General features: G+C 38.5%; 17 protein-coding genes. 6 read left to right on the top strand and 11 right to left on the bottom strand.

Translation table 11 applies throughout. The annotated features are described in order from the left end of the window. Positions 1–4: 4 nt before the first annotated feature. Positions 5–211 carry a hypothetical protein gene (locus N0B29_RS04070; RefSeq protein WP_263832400.1) on the top strand — a complete coding sequence of 69 codons (207 nt, stop codon included), beginning with the start codon at positions 5–7 and terminating at the stop codon, positions 209–211. Positions 212–637: 426 nt separating this feature from the next. Here the strand turns inward: N0B29_RS04070 and N0B29_RS04065 are convergent, their stop codons facing one another. Further along, on the bottom strand, positions 638–2314 hold the full coding sequence (locus N0B29_RS04065) for a methyl-accepting chemotaxis protein (protein ID WP_263832399.1): 1677 nt from the start codon (positions 2312–2314) through the stop codon (positions 638–640). A gap of 179 nt (positions 2315–2493) precedes the next feature. Here N0B29_RS04065 and galU point away from each other — a divergent pair, with 179 nt between their 5' ends. The 3 genes from galU to recJ all read left to right on the top strand — a co-directional run bounded on the left by galU (position 2494) and on the right by recJ (position 6720). Further along, entirely contained in the window at positions 2494–3363 is an 870-nt protein-coding gene (gene galU, locus N0B29_RS04060) for a UTP--glucose-1-phosphate uridylyltransferase GalU (protein WP_263832398.1), read from the top strand. Positions 3364–3503: 140 nt separating this feature from the next. Beyond that, positions 3504–5144: a CTP synthase gene (gene pyrG, locus N0B29_RS04055; RefSeq protein ID WP_263832397.1), complete on the top strand. Its 1641-nt coding sequence runs from the start codon at positions 3504–3506 to the stop codon at positions 5142–5144. Further along, complete coding sequence (gene recJ / locus N0B29_RS04050) at positions 5137–6720, top strand: single-stranded-DNA-specific exonuclease RecJ (RefSeq protein ID WP_263832396.1); 1584 nt, start codon at positions 5137–5139, stop codon at positions 6718–6720. Before pyrG ends, recJ begins: the two co-directional genes overlap by 8 nt. Here the strand turns inward: recJ and N0B29_RS04045 are convergent. The 9 genes from N0B29_RS04045 to purB form a co-directional block, all read right to left on the bottom strand. Beyond that, a complete protein-coding gene (locus N0B29_RS04045) occupies positions 6717–7376 on the bottom strand; it encodes a protein-L-isoaspartate(D-aspartate) O-methyltransferase (RefSeq protein WP_263832395.1) in 660 nt (219 codons plus the stop codon). The genes recJ and N0B29_RS04045 overlap by 4 nt on opposite strands. Further along, entirely contained in the window at positions 7354–8109 is a 756-nt protein-coding gene (locus N0B29_RS04040) for a carbon-nitrogen hydrolase family protein (protein ID WP_263832394.1), read from the bottom strand. Before N0B29_RS04040 ends, N0B29_RS04045 begins: the two co-directional genes overlap by 23 nt. Continuing rightward, a complete protein-coding gene (locus tag N0B29_RS04035) occupies positions 8099–9121 on the bottom strand; it encodes a ribonucleotide-diphosphate reductase subunit beta (protein ID WP_263832393.1) in 1023 nt (340 codons plus the stop codon). Before N0B29_RS04035 ends, N0B29_RS04040 begins: the two co-directional genes overlap by 11 nt. Before the next feature lie 115 nt (positions 9122–9236). Beyond that, positions 9237–9956, bottom strand: a complete 720-nt coding sequence (locus N0B29_RS04030) for an anaerobic ribonucleoside-triphosphate reductase activating protein (protein WP_263832392.1) — start codon at positions 9954–9956, stop codon at positions 9237–9239. Continuing rightward, positions 9907–10071 (bottom strand): anaerobic ribonucleoside-triphosphate reductase, encoded by a 165-nt coding sequence (gene nrdD / locus N0B29_RS04025; RefSeq protein ID WP_263832391.1) that lies wholly within the window; start codon positions 10069–10071, stop codon positions 9907–9909. Before nrdD ends, N0B29_RS04030 begins: the two co-directional genes overlap by 50 nt. Then, on the bottom strand, positions 10068–12173 hold the full coding sequence (locus N0B29_RS04020) for a ribonucleoside triphosphate reductase (RefSeq protein WP_263832390.1): 2106 nt from the start codon (positions 12171–12173) through the stop codon (positions 10068–10070). The genes nrdD and N0B29_RS04020 overlap by 4 nt, the downstream gene beginning before the upstream one ends. A gap of 222 nt (positions 12174–12395) precedes the next feature. After that, positions 12396–13094, bottom strand: a complete 699-nt coding sequence (locus N0B29_RS04015; RefSeq protein ID WP_263832389.1) for an aspartate/glutamate racemase family protein — start codon at positions 13092–13094, stop codon at positions 12396–12398. 62 nt (positions 13095–13156) lie between these two features. After that, positions 13157–15523, bottom strand: coding sequence for a ribonucleoside-diphosphate reductase subunit alpha (locus N0B29_RS04010; RefSeq protein ID WP_263832388.1), 2367 nt, complete (start codon positions 15521–15523; stop codon positions 13157–13159). Beyond that, positions 15523–16851, bottom strand: coding sequence for an adenylosuccinate lyase (purB, locus tag N0B29_RS04005; protein WP_263832387.1), 1329 nt, complete (start codon positions 16849–16851; stop codon positions 15523–15525). Before purB ends, N0B29_RS04010 begins: the two co-directional genes overlap by 1 nt. Before the next feature lie 118 nt (positions 16852–16969). On the opposite strand from purB, the gene N0B29_RS04000 reads away from it, so the two are divergent. After that, on the top strand, positions 16970–17878 hold the full coding sequence (locus N0B29_RS04000) for an RluA family pseudouridine synthase (RefSeq protein WP_263832386.1): 909 nt from the start codon (positions 16970–16972) through the stop codon (positions 17876–17878). Positions 17879–17880: 2 nt separating this feature from the next. Further along, positions 17881–18495, top strand: coding sequence for a fumarylacetoacetate hydrolase family protein (locus N0B29_RS03995; protein ID WP_263832385.1), 615 nt, complete (start codon positions 17881–17883; stop codon positions 18493–18495). A gap of 203 nt (positions 18496–18698) precedes the next feature. Here the strand turns inward: N0B29_RS03995 and rlmN are convergent, their stop codons facing one another. Then, positions 18699–19775, bottom strand: coding sequence for a dual-specificity RNA methyltransferase RlmN (gene rlmN / locus N0B29_RS03985; protein WP_263832383.1), 1077 nt, complete (start codon positions 19773–19775; stop codon positions 18699–18701). Positions 19776–19778 lie beyond the last annotated feature (3 nt).

The following is a 19778-nucleotide window of genomic DNA, read 5'->3' as shown; positions in this document are numbered from 1 at the left end:
TTATATGAATAAAGGTGGTTGGACTTGCCCTCATGATGTAGAAGGGACTTGCGACATCATTAAAAAAGAGTGTGATCCGGGTGATAAAGGATGTGTACTTTACGGGAAAGCTAAATTTTCTTGTGAAGATTCACCTTCAAATGAAGCATTTGAAAAACGAATGGAGCGCAAAATGCGCGAGATGCTCGGCGAAGAGAATATAGAAGAATAACTATTTAAAAGAAGAGTGTGACTTTAGAATGCTATCCTAAAATTACACTCTTTCTGAATACTTTTCGGTTATTATCTATTATTACAACGATTGTGTTTGTGCTAAGTATACAAAGCCCACAGCAAATAAAACAGCATTGATAAGCGTCATAGCTATTCCAGCTTTTACTACATTTAACTTTTTCATCTTGACGGCTCCTTTTTAGATTTTCGGAATTATATGCACTTAAAACTTAAAATACAATAAAACATATAAAATTATTTTTATTAACTTCTTTTTGGTAACTTTTTTACACTTTAAATTTAATGAAAATAATAGTATTAAATATATAAAATAAGTTAAATTTAAGTAAAATGAGGGTTTTTTAAGCAGAAATGTGTAAAAGTGACAAGAAGAGTCTTTTGTTACCCTTCTTGTAGAAGGTGATCAATTTTTAGGTTTATACCCTATTCTAAATCCGCCCCAATGACGACCTTTTACATAAATAGGAATGGAGATGTCGTGCATAATGTCGCCATTTTCCCTGCGGTAGGTTTGAAGTAGAACGCGTTTTTCGTGGTTTGCACCTCTTACTCCCGTATCCGTAAAGATGCGTTTGCTACGGTTACCAAAAAGATCTTTTTGGTAGTCACCCGTGAGCGGTGCGCGAGCATTGTAGTTGTGCGTTGAAATGTAACCCGCTTTATCCATGGCGATTGAATAATAAAGTGTTTGTGCATTTTCTTTTAAAATAGAATCAATAATCTCAGGAAACGCTTGATCCGTAAAATGATCGTATCGATTGGTGAATTTTTGAGGGTTGGTATTTGGGATAGGTTTAAAGTTTGTGTCGAAAATATCTTCAACACTGAGTTTTCCACTTTGAATAGCCATCTCAAAAACTTGCTCTACTTGTTTTTTTGCGTGCAAGCACATTTGGTACATTTTTTCATGATACTCATCCATCGCAAAAGCGCTGAGATTTTCATGTGCTTCCTCAGCTCCAGAAATAATCGCTTGTGTTTGTCCCGAAATAGACTTCATCTCTTTTGTGCCCGATTCAAGTTGGTCACTAATTTTTGAGATGGCTTCTTTGATACTGAGGAGCTGTTCACTGTTATAGTCAGAACTTTGAGCAATATTGGCAATTTGCTGTTCGATTTTTTCAGCATTGGCGATAAAGAGTTTAATCTCCTCTCCGACATGTTGTACTTTTTGAGTGGCGTGATCAACTTCTTCTCTTAATGACTCAATACTGGAAAAAACATCGGTTGTATCTTGTTGAATCTGCTTAATGACGATGTTGACTTCACCTGTTGATTTGGAGGTTCGTTCAGCTAAATTTCTAACCTCATCTGCAACAACGGCAAACCCACGTCCATGTTCTCCAGCACGTGCTGCTTCAATCGCGGCATTCAAGGCTAAAAGATTGGTTTGATCAGCAATATCATCAATGACGGTCGTAACGTTTTGGATGGTGATAGATTTTTCTTTCAGCTCATTGACTTTGGAAGACGCATCGGCTGTTTGGATGTTAATCGTGTTCATTCTCTGAATAATTTCATTGAGTTCATTGATACTTTTACGGCTCTCACTCATGGAAAGTTTTGCAAAGGAAGAAGCCTCTTGCGAATTGGAACTAACACGGTTGACATGATCAAAAATATTTTGTGCTGAAGCGGAGATGTCTGAAATTGAAGCAGCTTTTTCTTCCAGTTTTTTTGACATCATATCAATCGAATACATGAGTTGTGCTGTGGCAATAGAATTTTTACCAGCACTTTGTGAGTAATTTTCGCTCAAATAGGTTAAGAGTGTGACAAGGCGATAAATTTTTGGAAAAAGTGCTTGCAATAAGCTATTCTTTTCCGTTACATGTAAAAACTCTTTTTGGTGTGCTTCTCGAATCGTTTTATCTCTAGCGTCAAAAGTCGCTAAAAGTTCCAAAGCGTTTGCAAGTGGGCGAATGATCGTTTGATACACGCTAAATAACAATACTACCAAAAGTATAATAGTTGCCAGTCCAATGACAAAAGGCTGTGGGATAAACAGTGAGGATACAAAAAGACCTGCTCCTAAAATAACAAAAAAGGCACTAATTTTTAAAAAATGACGTTGAAGCATCGTATCCCTCAAATATAATTTTAAGATAAAAGTATTAGGGTAGCACATTTAGATGACAATTATATGAAAAAAAAAGATGGTTGAAAAAAAAGAATGTGAGATGTTTAAATTTGTTACTCATAGAAAAAAGAGCAAAATTAAGATAAAATTTCACATTTAAAATTTTCAGGAGCGATACATTGTCAAGTATCTCAAAATATAGCAAAATCAATAGTCTAAAATCTGTTAAAAAATGTCTTTTCCCTGCGGCTGGGTACGGTACAAGATTTTTACCAGCAACCAAAGCGATGCCTAAAGAGATGTTACCTGTTCTTACTAAACCATTGATCCAATATGGTGTTGAAGAAGCCGTAAGTGCTGGTATTGATACGATGGCAATCGTCACAGGTCGCGGTAAACGTGCCATTGAGGATCACTTCGATGTCAGTTATGAGCTAGAGCACCAAATCAAAGGAACTTCAAAAGAGAGTTACCTTACAGAAATTCGTAATCTTATCGATAATTGTACTTTTAGTTATACCAGACAAGTTGAGATGAAGGGCTTGGGACATGCGATTCTTACCGGTAAAACATTGATTGGTGATGAACCATTTGCCGTTATTTTGGCAGATGACTTATGTGACAATAACGATGACGATCCCGTACTTAAACAGATGGTCGAAGTGTATGAAAAATACCGCTGTTGTGTTGTTGCCATTGAAGAAGTTCCTAAAGAAGATACAAACAAATATGGTGTCATTGATGGCAAAATTGTTGATGGCAATGAGTCAGTTCTTCGTGTTTCAAACATGGTTGAAAAACCAGATCCAAAAGATGCGCCAACCAATTTAGCCATCATCGGTCGTTATATTTTAACGCCTGAGATTTTTGAAGTGATTGAAAATACAAAACCTGGCAAAGGTGGTGAAATTCAGATTACCGATGCGCTTTTAGAACTCGCGCGCCAAGGTAAAGTTATTGCGTATAAATTTACCGGAAGACGTTTTGACTGTGGCTCTATTGAGGGCTTTGTTGAAGCAACCAATTACTTCCACGATAAAGTAAAATAGTTTTACATGTAAAGCCTCATAAGCGTTTTTTATGAGGCTTTCTCCCCTTTTTTGACTGCGTTAAAACAGATAAGATAAACCCTTTATTAGCTTACGTTTGATATAATCAAGGCATTAAATAATAATGAGGCGGAAAGATTATGTCCAATCACGAAACAAAGTATATTTTTATTACTGGAGGCGTTTTAAGCTCTCTTGGTAAAGGCATAGCAGCGGCGAGTATCTCTACACTTTTAAAAAATGTTGGCTTTAAAGTCAGTATTCTCAAGGCAGATCCTTACATCAACGTAGACCCAGGTACGATGAGTCCCTTGGAGCACGGAGAGGTTTTTGTAACCGATGATGGTGCAGAGACAGATCTTGATCTTGGGCATTATGAGCGCTTTTTAGATGAAAATCTAACCCAAGCCAACAATTTCACAACAGGGCGCGTTTACTCTGCGGTTATCGAAAAAGAACGCCGTGGTGATTATCTTGGTAAAACGATTCAAGTGATTCCTCACATCGTTGATGAGATTGCCAATCGTATCAAAGAAGCAGGACGTGGTAAAGATATTTTAATTGTAGAGATTGGTGGAACCGTTGGCGACATCGAAGGTTTGCCTTTTTTAGAAGCCATTCGTTCTCTTAAAAGTGAACTCGGCAAGCGCAGAGCGATGAACATTCATCTTACCCTTGTACCTTTTATCAAAGCTGCAGGGGAACTTAAAACCAAACCAACACAACACTCTGTTCAAGAGCTTCGTCGTATTGGTATAACGCCAGATATGCTTATTTGTCGTTCAGAATACCCACTTCCAAAAGAGCTTAAAAATAAACTTGCTTTTTCGTGTGGTGTTGAACGTAATTCGGTTATTGAGTGTTTGGATGCGACCACGATTTATCAAGTGCCCCTTAGTTTCTTAAAAGAAAACATTTTAGCGCCGATTTCTGAGACGCTTGATCTTGGAGATTTGACACCGCACATGGACGAGTGGGATCTTTTAGTGAAACGTGTTATTGCTCCACGTGATGAGTTAATGATCGCTTTTGTAGGTAAATACCTTGACCTTAAAGAATCTTATAAATCACTCACAGAGTCCTTAATTCATGCGGGCGCACATCTTAATGCGAAAGTGAAAATTCGCTGGGTTGACTCAGAAGTCATTGAAGAAAAAGGTTGCGAAGATATTCTCTCTGATGTCGATGGTATTTTGGTTGCTGGTGGTTTTGGCGAACGTGGCGTTGTCGGTAAAATGGCAGCCATTCGTTATGCAAGAGAACATCAAATTCCTTACCTTGGAATCTGTCTTGGAATGCAGCTTGCGATGATTGAATTTGCACGTAACGTGCTTCACATTGAAGATGCGAATTCGGCTGAATTTAATCCTACATGTAAAAACCCAATTATCTATTTGATCGACTCTTTTATGGATGCAAGTGGTCAGAAACAACTGCGTACATTCCAAAGCCCACTTGGCGGTACGATGCGTTTGGGTGGCTATGAGTGTGAGACAAAACCAGACTCATTGTTACGATCAGTCTATGATGGTGCTAAAGTAATCCGCGAACGTCACCGCCACCGATACGAAGCCAATCCAGCGTATCGTGAAGCTTTTGAGAAAGCGGGCCTTATCGTTAGTGGCGAAAGCAATGGCCTGATCGAAGCGGTGGAGCTTAAAGGGCATCCATGGTTTTTAGGTGTTCAGTTTCACCCTGAGTTTACCTCTCGTTTAACAAACCCTAACAAAACCATTGTAGGCTTTGCTAAAGCGGCTTTAACACAACGCCAAAATGGTTAAGGTACTGACCAAAGAGGAGATAAAACGGATTCTTCAAAGCAGGTTCGAGAATGACGAGTGTACCCGTTTAAATGAAATTCCTAAGCCCTCCTCTTTAAAAGATATTGCACGTGCTTCAAAACGCATTGCATCGGCAATGCGTAACGGTGAGCGTATTGCCATTGTCGGTGATTATGATGTTGATGGTGTAATCTCTTCGGTTATTTTAAGCCAATTTTTTGATGATCTAGGGGTTGATTACTCCTTGATTATTCCTAACCGTTTTACCGATGGCTATGGCTTAAATCCAGACATTGTCGCAAAGCTTGATGTGCATGTGATTATCACCGTAGATAACGGCATCTCTGCCATTGAAGCAGCTCAGATTTGCAAAGAACAAGGGATTGATTTGATCATTACCGATCACCATAGCATTCCTTCTGTTTTGCCTGATGCGTATGCTATTGTCAATCCGAAACAAGAAGATTGTGCTTTTCCTCATTGTGAAATTTGTGGGGCGCAAGTCGCATGGTATTTAGTCGCAGCGCTCAAAGAAGAGCTAGGCGTTGAATATGACCTCTCCAGCTTCTTAGACCTACTTTGTATCGCCATTATGGCAGATATGATGGAACTTGTGGGCATGAATCGTGTGATGGTTAAAAAAGGCATAGTTGAACTTAATCGCTCTCCACGTGCTGCTTTTGAGGCGATAAAACAGTACTTTGGTAAAGCAACTTTAGAGGGAGATGATATTTCTTTTTTAATTGCTCCTTTGATTAACAGCTCTGGGCGCATGGAAGATGCTATCTTCTCTTATGAATTTTTGAAGTCAAAAAATGTGGATGATGCTCTACAAAAACTTGATTATATTGTCTCTTTGAATGAAGCGCGCAAAGAAGAAGAGCGTCTTTTGTTTGAAGCAACGCTTCCTTACGTCAAAGAGGCTGAAAATATCATCGTGGCATGGGGTGAAGAGTGGCATGAGGGTATCGTCGGGATTGTCGCTTCACGGCTTTCTAAACGCTTTAAAAAGCCTGCTATTGTCTTCTCTATTCGAGATGAAAGAGCCAAGGGGAGTGCGAGGGGCATAGGCGATGTGGATATTTTAGAGTTGATTCGCTCTCAAGAAGAGATTTTACTAGGCTACGGCGGTCATAAAGGCGCTGCGGGTGTTTCCATTGAGATTAAACATTTGGAGCAATTTCGCACCAATTTAGAAAAAGCTTCAAGCCAATTTACCCAAGAAGTTTTAGAAGCTGATAATGATCTTTTGGGCGAGATTACTGCCGATCAGATTGATTTTGAACTTTTGGAAATTTTGGAAAACCAAGAGCCTTATGGGCAAAAAAACCCAAAACCAAGCTTTTTGTTACGAAACATTGCTGTGAAGGTTGATCGTTTGATTGGCAAAGATGGGCAACATTTAAAACTCATTTTACAAGAGGGGAATAATGCTCTTGAAGCGCTTTTCTTCAACTACGATGTGAAAGCTAAACAAGGGGATCGCATTGATATACTCTTTACGGTTTCACGTAACGATTATCGAGGGCTTGTTACACCACAACTGTTAATTAAGCAAATTGTTAAAAAGTATTAAAACTCTCTTCCGTCTTTAACAGGTACAAAGAGGCAATCACCGATTGTCTCTTTGCGTATCCCCTCTTCTGTTTTAATAAAACGGGTAATAATCTGTTTATCGCCCTTTTCAATGGGTGCTACCAAAATTCCCCCTACTTTTAACTGTTCAAAGAGTTTTTGAGGCACTTCCGGCGTTGAAGCTGAAAAAAGGATGCGATCATAGGGAGCAAACTCTCTCCAGCCATTTTGACCATCGTCAAAGCGCGTGTGTATGTTGGTAATGCCTAACGTTTTAAAGCGCTCACGTGCTTCTTTCAGAAGGCGTTCAATGCGTTCAATAGTAAAGACTCTGCGGATAATTTTACTTAAAATAAGCGCTTGGTAACCACTTCCACAACCGATCTCTAAAACACTGTCCGCACCTTTACATGTAAGCGCTTCGGTCATTTTGGCTACGGTTAACGGTGAGCTGATCCATTGGTTGGCAACAAGTGGGAGAGCATCGAGTTTATAAGCATGCATACTCATGCCTTGTGGCACAAAGAGCTCACGCTCACTCTGGCAAAAAGCATCATAGACATTGGGACTAATAGGACATATTTTGGCAATTTCATCTGCCATTTTTTTATGTTTTTGGAAACGTATTTTGGTGTTAAAGTGAGCCGTTTGCGGCATTATGGTTTAATCCTATGTCAAGATATCGTCGCATTTTTTTGATCTCATGAAGATCAAAAGCGTGCATTATAAGTCTGCTACTGTCATCGATGGTAACGTCACCAAAAGGAGAAATAATCGCACTACCTTTAGCCATACTTTCATCGGCGCCATTCGCACACAGTACATACGCTTGATTGGCGATTGCCAATGCCGTCGTAAGCACTTCAAAGTGTTTTTTGCGAAGTTTGCCCCAGTATGCAGGTACTAAAATCAGATCGGCTCCTTTGATTTGCTCCCAAAGGCTTGGAAAGCGAAGTTCAAAGCAGATAAGTACAGCAATTTTTATTCCATCAACATCAATGATACTGATTTCTTCCGTATTTCCTGAGCTAAAGTAGTTTTCTTCTTCGCCTAAAGTGAACAGTTTTGATTTGGCACGTGTATAGATAAGTTCACCATGATGAAAAAGTTTGAAGTTATTCACATATCCTGTATCTGTTTTTTCGATTAAAGTAAGCCCAAATGTTTTACATGTAGAAAGTTTTGCAAGGTCGGGGAGTATCATGGAAGAAAATTCTGCGGCCTCTTCCATTTTATCGTAACTGTAAGCGCTTAAACAGAGCTCTGGTGCTAAAACAATGCTATTTGGAGGTGTTTGCTCAAGCAAAGCTTGCAAGGTTGCAAAATTCTCCTCAAAGCATCGCCCTTCATAGGGAAATTGTAAAGCACAGAGCATCGGTTTAGAAGTCATCGAATGAGAGACTTCCTTTACTGTAATTTGAGACATTGCCTTCAAAGAAGTTTGTTTTTTGATCGTTAAATTTTGAAAAGTCATCAACCCATTTGATTGGATGTTTGGCATTGTAGAGTTTTTCAAATCCTACAGCGCTTAATCGGTCGTCAATGAGGTAATGAATGTACGTCTCAATGATGTCATCGGTAAAGCCCATAATTTGATTTTGCGTGATGTATTTACCCCACTCTATTTCAAGGTCACCGGCTTTTTGAAACATATCATACACTTTGGCTTTAAGCTCAGGTGTGAAAAGATCTGGGCGCTCTTTTTGAACAGAATTGATCATGTTTTGAAAGATGAGAAGGTGCGTGATTTCATCGCGCTGAATAAAGCGGATCATCTGAGCACTACCAAGCATTCTTCCCGCTCTTGCAAGAGCGTAAATCGCGGTGAAGCCTGAGTAAAAATAGATACCTTCTAAAATTTGGTTTGCAAACATAGCAAGGACAAGTTTTTCATCGGTAACATCGCCTGCAAGCTCTTCGTATACGCTTGAAATATAGTCATTTTTACGACGCAAAACCTCATCGTGTTTTTCCATTTCATAAATGAGGTCGGTATTGTCACAAATCGCTTCGACCATAACGGCATACGATTTAGAATGGTTTGCCTCTTCATACGATTGACGTGAAAGGCACGCGTTAATCTCTGGGGCTGTGATATAAGGGTTGATGTTATCGGTCAAGTTGTTGGTTTGGAAGCTGTCCATACTAATAAGCTGTGACCAAACAAGGTCATACATGCGCTTTTCAGCATCCGTCAGATTACGGTTGTAGTCGATGACATCTTTGGTGGTATCGACCTCTTTTGGAAACCATGTATTGGCTTCCATCATATCCCAAAGTTTGAGTGCCCAAGTGTATTTTGCTTTGGTAAAATTTAAAATTCCATGTGGATTTCCGCCAAAGACTCTGCGATCATTTAAGCTCTCATCTGAGTTTGGGTTATAGATTTTTTTGCGCTCCACTAATATTCCTTGTATCATTTTATTTTAAAATTGACTACTAACAAAGTTGGCAAGCTTTAGTGCTCTTGCGTAGTCAAAATAGTTTTGTTGGTTTGATGTATAAGGGATTATTGTATCAAAAATTTCTTAATTCTATGGGCACAAGAGGGGTTAGTTGGCTCAAATCAAACTGATTTTGTTGCATTTTTGTTGCGCCAAGGGTGGGTTCTACATGTAAATAATTTTGGAGGTAATAGGTACCTTGATAGCCCTTTACATGTAAATCTTCAATGATAGTATTGATGTCATTTGGCGTGAGTAAATCACTGTGCAGTGTGGTGCGAGCTTCAAAAGGAAAATGGCTTTGAATCAGCATCTTTAAGCTTTGCTCAAAGCGTTCAAAATGGCGGTAATGTGTCATGCTTTCATACTTCTGTTTAGGGGCTTTATAATCAAGTGCAATGTAATCCACAAGCCCTTTTTCAATCAAAGTAGCGAGTAGTGTTGGATTAGAGCCATTGGTGTCAATTTTGATTTTATAGTCTAAGGCTTTAATAGTTTCACAGAATGTTTCAAGATGAGGGTAAAGTGTACACTCTCCACCGCTTAAAACAACACTATCAAGAAGGCCTTTGCGGCTTTGTAAAAATTGAAGGGCAGCTTCGAGGCTAATGGTTCCATTATCTCGTACGATTTGAGGATTATAGCAATAAGGGCATGTCATATTGCACTTAGCAAACCAAAAAATAGACGCTAGATGATGCGGATAATCTAGCGTCGTAAATTTGGTAATGCTATGGATTGGTTTATTTATGGCAGCATCTCTCAACAAATTGAGTTCGTTCTTTGTGTTCACCTGTTTTTCCAACATTAAAACTTTCTACAGGTCTATGGTAACCCATAACACGGGTGTAAACGATACATTTGGTACGTTTTTCTCTTAATTTCTCTAAAATCTCCGTTTTACTCATGATGCTTCTCCTTTTTTGTATTGTTCGACTAGTTCTTCGTCACATTTTGGGCAAAATTCATGCTCACCACTAATGTAGCCATGTTTCTCACACACCGAAAAGACTGGTGTGATCGTAAGGTATGGCATACGGTAGTTGGTAATCACATTTTTGACCAACTTTTTACACGCTTCACTTGAACTAATGCGTTCTTTCATGTAAAGATGCAGTACGGTTCCACCTGTATAGGAGCATTGAAGATCATCTTGAAGATCTAATGCTTCAAAAGGATCATCGGTAAAATTCGCAGGAAGTTGAGAGGAATTGGTGTAATAAACATTTTTTCCTGATCCTGCTTGGATGATCTCAGGGTAGCGTTTTTTATCTTCTTTCGCAAAACGGTATGTTGTACCCTCTGCTGGGGTTGCTTCAAGGTTGTAGAGATTGCCTGTCTCTTCTTGATAAGCGACCATTTTATTGCGCATAAATTCTAATATTTCGTGAGCAAATTCCATTCCATAATCATCGGCAATATTGTGCTTGTCTTCTGTAAAATTGCGGATCATTTCATTGATACCGTTGACTCCGATAGTGGAGAAATGGCTGTTAAATCCTGGTAAATAACGAGCCGTATAAGGGTAAAGTCCACGGTTATACATCTCTTGAACAAAAACACGTTTTTTCTCTAGCGTTGATTTTGCAAGATCCATCAAGTATTCAAAACGCGCCATCAACTCTTTTTTATTACCTTTATAAAGATAGCCAAGACGTGCCATATTGAGGGTGACAACACCAATGCTTCCTGTCATCTCTGCGCTTCCGAAAAGTCCACCACCACGTTTTAAAAGCTCTCTAAGATCGAGTTGTAAACGACAGCACATTGAGCGAACATGACCTGGTTTATAGGCCTTTGGGTTTTCGATAAGCTTGCCATCGGCATCTCTGACATATTGGCTTCCGATAAAGTTTTGGAAATAAGAAGAGCCAATTTTTGCCGTATTTTCAAAGAGTAATTCGGTATTTTCACCATCCCAATCAAAATCTTCGGTGATGTTAACCGTAGGAATTGGAAATGTAAAGGGTTGCCCCGTTTTATCACCTTCGGTCATCACCTCGTAGTAAGCTTTATTGATGAGATTCATCTCTTTTTGGAAATGCTTATAGGTCATAGCTTCAAGAGAATTGACACCACGTTTTTTTGCCTCATCAAGAAGTTCAGCATCATTGATCTCTTTGAAGAGGTGACGTTGGCTTGACGTTGGAATCTGATCGGCTAAGTCTTTAGGCACAGTCCAGTCAATGGTAATGTTGGTAAACGGGCTTTGTCCCCAACGTGCGGGCACATTTAAGTTGTAAATAAAGCTACGGATTGCTTTTTTAATCTCTTTGTAGGAGATTTTATCTTTAAATGCATACGGTGCTAAGTAGGTATCGAAAGAGCTAAACGCTTGTGCACCTGCCCACTCGCTTTGTAAAATTCCTAAAAAATTTGCCATTTGTCCGAGTGCTTCTCTAAAATGCATTGGAGGACGGCTTTCAACGCGACCCCTTACACCATTAAAACCTTCATCCAAAAGTACTCGAAGACTCCAGCCAGCACAATAAGCGGTTAAACAGTCCAAATCATGGATATGATAGTCGCCATTTCTGTGCGCTAAACCCTCTTCTTTGGAGTAAATTTTATCGAGCCAGTAGTTGGCGATCACTTTTCCAGCGGTGTTGTTAACAAGACCTGCATTGGAATAACCCGTGTTGGAGTTTGCTTTAATTCTCCAGTCACTTTTACCAATATACTCTTCAATCGTTTGGCTTGAATTGACGTAGGTTGTATCTTCATTAAGCCCGTAGATGTGCTCACGCTGCATTTTATGCGTATGACGATAGAGAATAAATGAGCGCATAACGTCAAAATAACGTGTTTTATAAAGCTCTTGTTCGATCATATCTTGGAAGTCTTCGACCGCTGCTACCCGCTTTTTCTCAATACGTTTGAGAATCTCTTTAAAGATACTTTCGTCGTACGTTACACCTTCGCTTTTGAATGCTTTTTTAATGGCATCTTCGATCTTGTAAGGTTGAAATTCTTCTGTAGTGCCGTCGCGTTTGAGTACTTTGGTTAGCATGGTTATCCTAGATTTAAAAGTAGAGAAGATTATAGTAAGTGTAAAATTTAAAGAAACTTAATAATTAAGCTGAAACAAATATGTCACAAGCTAGAAAAGTGTTAATTTTGTATCGTTAGCTTAATCGATATAGTATCTATAGATAGGTATTTTAAACCAAAAGTTAGTTATTAAGTATTAAAATTTATAGTTAATAACAATTTTTAAATATTAAAAGAAATTTTATTGATTTAGTGCATGGTTGATGGCTTCATTTACATGTAAAACAGTGGTGTCAAACAACGGAAGATTGGAGCTTTTCTGATCCAATAAAAGACCAATCTCAGTACATCCTAAAATGACAGCATCAATACTTTCATCTTGTGTTTTTAGATCATGAATAATTTTCAAAAACATTTCTTTTGAGGTTGTTTCAATTTTACCAACACAGAGTTCTTGAAAGATAACCTGATTGATGATTTCTATTGACTTTACATCGGGAGTAACAACTTCAATGTGATGTGCATTTAAAACCTCTTTGTAAAAAGACTCTTGCATGGTAAATTTTGTCCCTAACAAGATAGCTTTATGTGCACCATGAGTATTGAGTGTTTTTGCAGTCGCTTCTGCAATATGTAAAAAAGGTGTTTTAACATGAGGACTGACTAATGGAAGAATTTTGTGCATAGTATTGGTGCATAAAAGTATAAAATCCACTCCTGCGCGTTCTAACGAAAGTGCCGCTTCTTTGATAATAACAGCCGCCTCTTCCCATTTACCTTCACTTTGCAAGCGAGCAATGGGAGCGAAATCAACGGAATGTAAGATGATCTTTGCACTATGTAGCCCACCACGTTTTGCTTTTACGCCTTCGTTGAGAAGCTTGTAATAACTCAGTGTTGACTCCCAACTCATACCGCCGATGAGTCCTATTGTTTTCATTTGTAACCTTTACATGTAAAGAAGGGTCTCTTGGATTTTTGCCAAGAGACTTTAGAGAATGTTTATTGGCAACCCTCACACTCAATGCTGCGATCTGCTACTTCGAGTTTATTTTCAGGTGATTGTGAGCGTAGATAGTAGGTTGATTTAATACCCAATTTCCATCCTAGCATATAGATGTCATTAAGGTACTTTCCGCTGGCTTTATCAAGTGTGATAAAGATATTAAGACTCTGTCCTTGATCAATCCATTTTTGTCTAATCGCACCCGCTTTGATAAGCACTCTTTGATCGAGTTCATACGCAGGCGTATAAAATCCCCACGTATCTGGATTAAGATTTGGAGCAACAACGGGGATCATGCCTGAGAGATTCTCTTCAAACCATTTACGTTTATAAACAGGTTCAATGGTTTGGGTTGTTCCTACAAGAATAGAGATAGAACTGGTTGGTGCAATTGCCATCAAATAACCATTACGCATACCATTTTGTTTCACTTTCTCTTTTAAACTATCCCAGTCATACATATAGCCAAAAAGACCACCACGATCGACCAGTTTTTTAGCTTCCTCATTGGCTGTATCGATAGGGAAAATACCTCTGCTCCATTTAGAACCCGCAAATTCTGGATAAGCACCTTTTTCAATGGCCAAGTTCGAAGAGGCGAGAATAACGTTGTAGCTGATTGCTTCCATCACTTCATCAATTTTACTAAAGTGCTCATAACTTCCCCATGCAATGTGTTGTTCTGCAAGCATTTGAGCTTCACCCATAACACCCAAACCAATCGCACGTGATTTGAGGTTAGTATGTTTTACTTTTGCATGTGGGTAGAAGTTAAGGTCGATAACATTGTCTAGCATTCGTATGGCAATTGGGATCGTTCGCTCAATATCTTCTTTTGTATTGATAATGGAGAGGTTAACACTCGCTAAGTTACACACAGCTGTTTTGCCCTCTACCATCTCTTTTTCAACAATAAAAATATCTTTACCATCGATGCTATCAAGTGCTGTTACTTTCTTAGCCTCTTTGGTAATACCACTGTCTACTTTGACTAAATCACTCTCTTCATAGGTAATGAAAGTTTGATCGTTAAAAACAATTTTAATTTTATAGTGGTTCGGCTGAGTATTTTGAAAAATCTCTGTACACAAGTTAGAGCTTCTAATAATTCCCGAATGGTCGTTTGGATTGGCTTTATTGGCATTGTCTTTAAAGCATAAAAAAGGACTACCGCTTTCAAAGTAACTCGTCAGAATTTTCTTCCACAACTCTTTTGCGGGCACATACTCTTTGGCAACCTTGTCACTTTGCTCATACGCGATGTAACGTCGCTCAAACTCTTCGCCAAAAACTTCACACAAATCACCTGTCTCTGCTGGGTCAAAAAGCGTCCAAATAGCATTTTCTTCGACTCTTTTCATAAAGAGATCGTTAATCCATAATGCTGGGAAAAGTTCGTGTGCACGACGCCTCTCTTCACCTGAATTTTTCTTCAAGTCTAAGAAGTCAGAGATGTCCATGTGCCAAGGCTCTAGATAAACGGCAATAGCACCTTTACGGGTACCCAGTTGATCAACGGCAACGGCAATGTCATTGGTGATTTTAAGAAACGGTATAACGCCACCTGCGGCATTTTTATGACCATCGATCATGCCACCCATCGAGCGTACCAAGTTCCAATCCCAACCAATGCCTCCACCAAATTTACTGAGTAGTGACATCTCTTTGTAGGAGTCGAAAATACCTTCGATATTATCAGGCGTACTTCCGATGTAGCATGAGCTGAGTTGATGGCGTGTTGTTCGTGCGTTTGAGAGTGTAGGTGTTGCCAACATCACTTCAAATTTACTGATGACATCGTAAAACTTCTTTGCCCAGTCTTGTGAATTAAGCTCATTTTGCGCCAAAAACATAGCAATTGCCATAAACATGTGCTGTGGCAACTCGATGGGTTTACCTTGTCGGTTTTTGATCAAATAACGATCATGAAGTGTCTTGATGCCAAGGTAAGTAAATTGAAGATCACGTTCAGGTTTGAGATGAGATTCTAAGTCTTTAAGGTTATATTTTTCTTTAAGACCTAGTGCAATTCTTCCCTCTTTCTCTCCGCGCTCCAAATACTCAGCAAAGCTTCCATACCCTGTAAAGCCATTGACTTTATGATAGAGGTCATAGAGAAAAAGGCGTGCTGCAACATAGGTCCAGTTTGGACGATCAATATCAATTTTATCAACCGCCGTTTTGATCAATGTTTTTTGAATTTCTTCAGTGGTGATTTGATCACGAAACTGAATTTTTGCATCAACTTCAAGTTCACTCTGGGAAACGTTGTCCAAACCTTTGATGGCAGAGCTGGTATATTTTTGAATTTTAGAGATGTCTAGTGGCTCTATGCGACCATTACGCTTTTGGACAGTTAACATTATTTAAACACCCTTTGAAAAATTTTATCAATATTTTTTGTATAGTAAGCGTAGTCAAAACACTCTCTGATTTCTGTTTCGCTCAGTTTTGCGCGAAGGTCTTCATCACTGAGTAAGTTTTGAAGGTACAAGCTCTCACCCTCAGCATTAAGGGCAGGTTTTCCTTGTTGAAGATCTTCCCAGACTTTCATGGCATTGCGTTGAACGATTTTATAGGCGTCTTCGCGAGATACATTTTTAAGTGGAAGCTCAAGAAGGATGCGTTGTGAGAAAACAAGACCGCCTGTAAGGTTAAGATTGCGCATCATGTTTTCTGGGTAAACAACCAGTTTGGAGATGACACTGTTAAGGCGGTTGAGCATGAAGTCAGTCGTTATAAAGCCATCTGGCAATATAAAGCGCTCAACGGAACTATGACTAATATCTCGCTCGTGCCATAAAGCAACGTTTTCCATAGCTGGAATCGCATAAGATCTTATCATACGGCAGAGCCCTGTAATATTCTCACTAAGGACAGGATTGCGTTTGTGAGGCATTGCAGAGCTGCCTTTTTGCCCTTTTTCAAAGAACTCTTCACATTCATAGACTTCAGTACGTTGATAGTGACGAATGGCTACAGCAATTTTTTCACAACTTGAAGCTAAAAGAGCAAGCGCATTCATAAGTGCCGCATAACGATCACGTTGAATGACTTGGTTTGAAACGGGAGCGGGTGTAAGTCCAAGGTCAGCACATACATATTCTTCTAACTCAATTGGAGAGTGTGCCATGTTACCCATTGCTCCACTGATTTGTCCCACTGAAATTACTTCCATCACATTTTCAAGATTTTTCAGGTTTCGTTTGATCTCTTCATACCAAATGGCAAGAACCAAACCAAAAGTAATAGGCTCACCATGAATTCCGTGACTTCGTCCAACCATCAATGTCATCTTGTGTTCCATTGCTCTGGTTTTTAAAGATTCCATCAATGTTTTGACATCTTCGATAATTACATGTAATGAATCACGCATTTGAAGTGCAACAGCCGTATCAATACAATCAGAGCTGGTCATACCGTAGTGTACCCATCTACTCTCTTCTCCAAGACTGTCGGCTACGCTGGTTAAAAAGGCAATAACATCATGACGCGTTACTTTTTCAATTTCATCAATTCTCTCAATATTAAACTTGGCATTCTTAACAATCTTTTCACAATCGGCATCAGGAATGAGTCCTAGTTTATTCCATGCTTTGGTCGCAGCTTTTTCGACTTTGAGCCATGCGTCGTATTTTGCTTCAATTGTCCAATGCTTTTTCATCTCTTCTCGTGCATAGCGCTCTACCATTTTCATTCCTTGTCTGTTTTGTGATTTTTCTGTGATAAAATACGTTGAATTTATCTGTAAATTCGTGTTTTATGTAATTTTTTATTTTAACAATTTCGGACTAAAAAAGGGTTGAATTTTGGCGTATACTTTGAAAAAGTTTGTTCTTGAAAAACCTACACTTGCCTTTCGTTTCTTAATGGATACATTTGAGATTAGTATGGGTGAAGCACAAAAAATGGTTGATAAAAGACGCGTGTTTGTTGATGAAGAACAGCTTCTAAAGAAATCAGCTCTGATTGTGGGTAATATTGGTGTTGTTGTTTTTGAAGGTAATCCTAAAGGGCTACAACCTATTTTTGAGACAGATGATTTTGCAGTTTTTGAAAAACCAAGTGGGGTTATGATGCACCCACGAAAACGAAGCGATGGATATACTCTTAATGATGAAATAAAGTCTCTCTATGGAAAAGATGCCAATGCAGCTCATCGAATTGATAAAAGTACAAGTGGATTGGTTTTAGTTGGTAAGCATAAACAAGCCGAGATTGATCTCAAACGTATTTTTGCATCAAGAGAAGTTCATAAGAGTTACTTAGCGTTGGTTCATGGTAAAATAGATGATACTTTGATGATCAATGAAAAACTAAAACGCGATGTTGAAACAAGTCAAATTCGTCTTAAAGTGCATGTGGATGAAAGGGGAAAAGTTTCTCAAACAAAAATTACTCCACTTCACTATTTTGCAGATAAAAATGCAACACTCGTTGAGGCTGTGCCTTATACGGGTAGGCAACACCAAATTAGAGTTCATTTGTTCCACGTGAAACATCACATCGTTGGAGATCCACTTTATGGAATTAATGAAGTTTATGCAGAAAAGTTTTTAGATGGTTTGATGAGCGCAGAAGAACAACTTGAAATCACTCAAAGCTCAAGGCTTCTTTTACATGCCCAATCATTAGCATTTGAATATAAAGGGATACCCTATAAAATAGAATCAAGTTTTGATGCTAAAACAGTATTTTATAATTTAATGAAAGGATAGAAATGAAAACAGTTATTTTAGATGGTGTAAGAGTTGCTCCAAGTAAAGTAGTGTGTGTGGGAAGAAATTATGTTGAGCACATTAAAGAGTTAAACAATGAAGTCCCTACTTCGATGGTTTTGTTTATGAAGCCTAACACGGCACTAAGCAGTGAGTTAATAACAGGTGCAATAACACCTCTTCATTATGAAGGAGAAATTTCTTTTTTAATCAAGCAAGGAAAGATTTCTGCTGTTGGTTTTGGGCTCGATCTAACTAACCGTGAACTTCAGAGTGAGCTTAAAGGAAAAGGTTTACCTTGGGAACGCGCAAAGGCTTTTGATGGCGCTGCTGTTATGAGTCAGTTTGTAAGTATTGAAGAATCAGACATTGATAAACTCTCTTTGCAACTCTGGATTAACGATGTGTTAGTTCAAGAGGGAAATATTGATTTGATGATCTATAAACCACTCACGGTTATTAAAGAGATTAACTCTTTTTCAACACTCGTAGATAATGATATTGTTATGAGTGGCACACCTAAAGGTGTTGGTAGTTATGTTAAAGGTGATAAATTTGTAGGTAAGATCTTTGTTGCAGATCGAGAAATTATTTTTAAAGAATGGGTAGCAAAATAAAATATTGCTTTTTTCAATTTTGTAAGAGATTTTATTTTGTAGAGCACCTTTGACTAGTGTACGCTCTTAGGATTTTCCTAAGAGCCGTTATAAAATATCGTCTTTACATGTAAAGCTTTTATTTCTCTTTTTTAAAAAGGACGGTAATAAGTCCCCCTACTCCAACTACAACGACAATAATTAAAAATCCAATTTGAAAAAGATCAAGCATTGTCATTTTTTTGCTCCTTATCTTTAAGCTGACCACAGGCGGCACTAATATCTAAGCCTTTTGATTGGCGGATGGTACATAATACGCCATGATCAACAAGATACTGCTGAAACGCTACCATATCTTTTTCTAAGGGGCGTCCAAATTCACTTCCTGGATGTGAGTTAAAATAGATAAGATTAACTTTCGATTTTATGCCATGTAGGAGCTTCACCAGTTTCTTTGCACTCTTCTGGTCATCGTTTATCCCTTTCATAACTAAATACTCAAACATGACCCGTTTACGTGCGTCTATTGGGAATGCTTTAACTGCATTGATAATAGACTCAATGTTATACGCTTTATTGATAGGCATTAGTTTTTCTCTGAGTTCATCATCAACGGCATGAAGTGAGATGGCTAACAAAACACCTAGATCCATCTTGCCTAGTTTTTCTATTTGAGAGCTCAGTCCACTTGTAGAGATGGTTTGTCTACGAGGTGAAATCGAAAGTCCATCAAGGTCATTAAAAATGCGTACCGCTTTGCTTACGTTAGTGAGATTGTCCAGTGGTTCACCCATTCCCATATAAACAATATTCACGCGTCTATTTTCTGCAATACCATTATCACGTTTAATCATTAAAACTTGGGATGTTATCTCCCCTGCTGTTAGATTACGTTTAAAACCACTTTTTCCAGTAAGACAAAAAGCACATCCTATTTTACACCCTACTTGCGAAGAGATACAGATGGTATAGCGTGTGTGATGAACAAGGTTTCCTTCTTCATCTGTTTGCTCTTGTTTCATGGGTAAAAGTACAGATTCTACCGTATTGCCATCATTGAGTGAAAAGAGATATTTTTTACTGCCATCCCTACTCTCTTCAACTTTGACGATCGTAAGTGGATCAAGATAGTATGTTGAATTGAGTTGCTCTTTTAAATCTTTTGGTAAGTTTTTCATCTCGTCAAAAGAAGTAACATATTTTTGATAGAGCCATTGGTAAATTTGTTTAGCTCTAAAAGAAGGTTTGATAACTTCAGATAACTCTTCTTTGGAGAGATCAAATATATTTTGTTTTTCCATAAT

The sequence above is a fragment of the Sulfurospirillum oryzae genome (genome assembly GCF_025770725.1).
Lineage (GTDB): Bacteria > Campylobacterota > Campylobacteria > Campylobacterales > Sulfurospirillaceae > Sulfurospirillum > Sulfurospirillum oryzae.
This window is presented reverse-complemented; position numbering and strand designations above follow the sequence as displayed.

Excerpts from the sequence above, each read along its gene's own strand:
- N0B29_RS04070 (WP_263832400.1), top strand. The coding sequence starts at position 5 with ATGAATAAAGGTGGTTGGACTTGCCCTCATGATGTAGAAGGGACTTGC.
- N0B29_RS04065 (WP_263832399.1), bottom strand. The coding sequence starts at position 2,314 with ATGCTTCAACGTCATTTTTTAAAAATTAGTGCCTTTTTTGTTATTTTA.
- pyrG (WP_263832397.1), top strand. The coding sequence starts at position 3,504 with ATGTCCAATCACGAAACAAAGTATATTTTTATTACTGGAGGCGTTTTA.
- recJ (WP_263832396.1), top strand. The coding sequence starts at position 5,137 with ATGGTTAAGGTACTGACCAAAGAGGAGATAAAACGGATTCTTCAAAGC.
- N0B29_RS04045 (WP_263832395.1), bottom strand. The coding sequence starts at position 7,376 with ATGCCGCAAACGGCTCACTTTAACACCAAAATACGTTTCCAAAAACAT.
- N0B29_RS04040 (WP_263832394.1), bottom strand. The coding sequence starts at position 8,109 with ATGACTTCTAAACCGATGCTCTGTGCTTTACAATTTCCCTATGAAGGG.
- nrdD (WP_263832391.1), bottom strand. The coding sequence starts at position 10,071 with ATGAGTAAAACGGAGATTTTAGAGAAATTAAGAGAAAAACGTACCAAA.
- N0B29_RS04020 (WP_263832390.1), bottom strand. The coding sequence starts at position 12,173 with ATGCTAACCAAAGTACTCAAACGCGACGGCACTACAGAAGAATTTCAA.
- N0B29_RS04015 (WP_263832389.1), bottom strand. The coding sequence starts at position 13,094 with ATGAAAACAATAGGACTCATCGGCGGTATGAGTTGGGAGTCAACACTG.
- N0B29_RS04010 (WP_263832388.1), bottom strand. The coding sequence starts at position 15,523 with ATGTTAACTGTCCAAAAGCGTAATGGTCGCATAGAGCCACTAGACATC.
- purB (WP_263832387.1), bottom strand. The coding sequence starts at position 16,851 with ATGGTAGAGCGCTATGCACGAGAAGAGATGAAAAAGCATTGGACAATT.
- N0B29_RS03995 (WP_263832385.1), top strand. The coding sequence starts at position 17,881 with ATGAAAACAGTTATTTTAGATGGTGTAAGAGTTGCTCCAAGTAAAGTA.
- rlmN (WP_263832383.1), bottom strand. The coding sequence starts at position 19,775 with ATGGAAAAACAAAATATATTTGATCTCTCCAAAGAAGAGTTATCTGAA.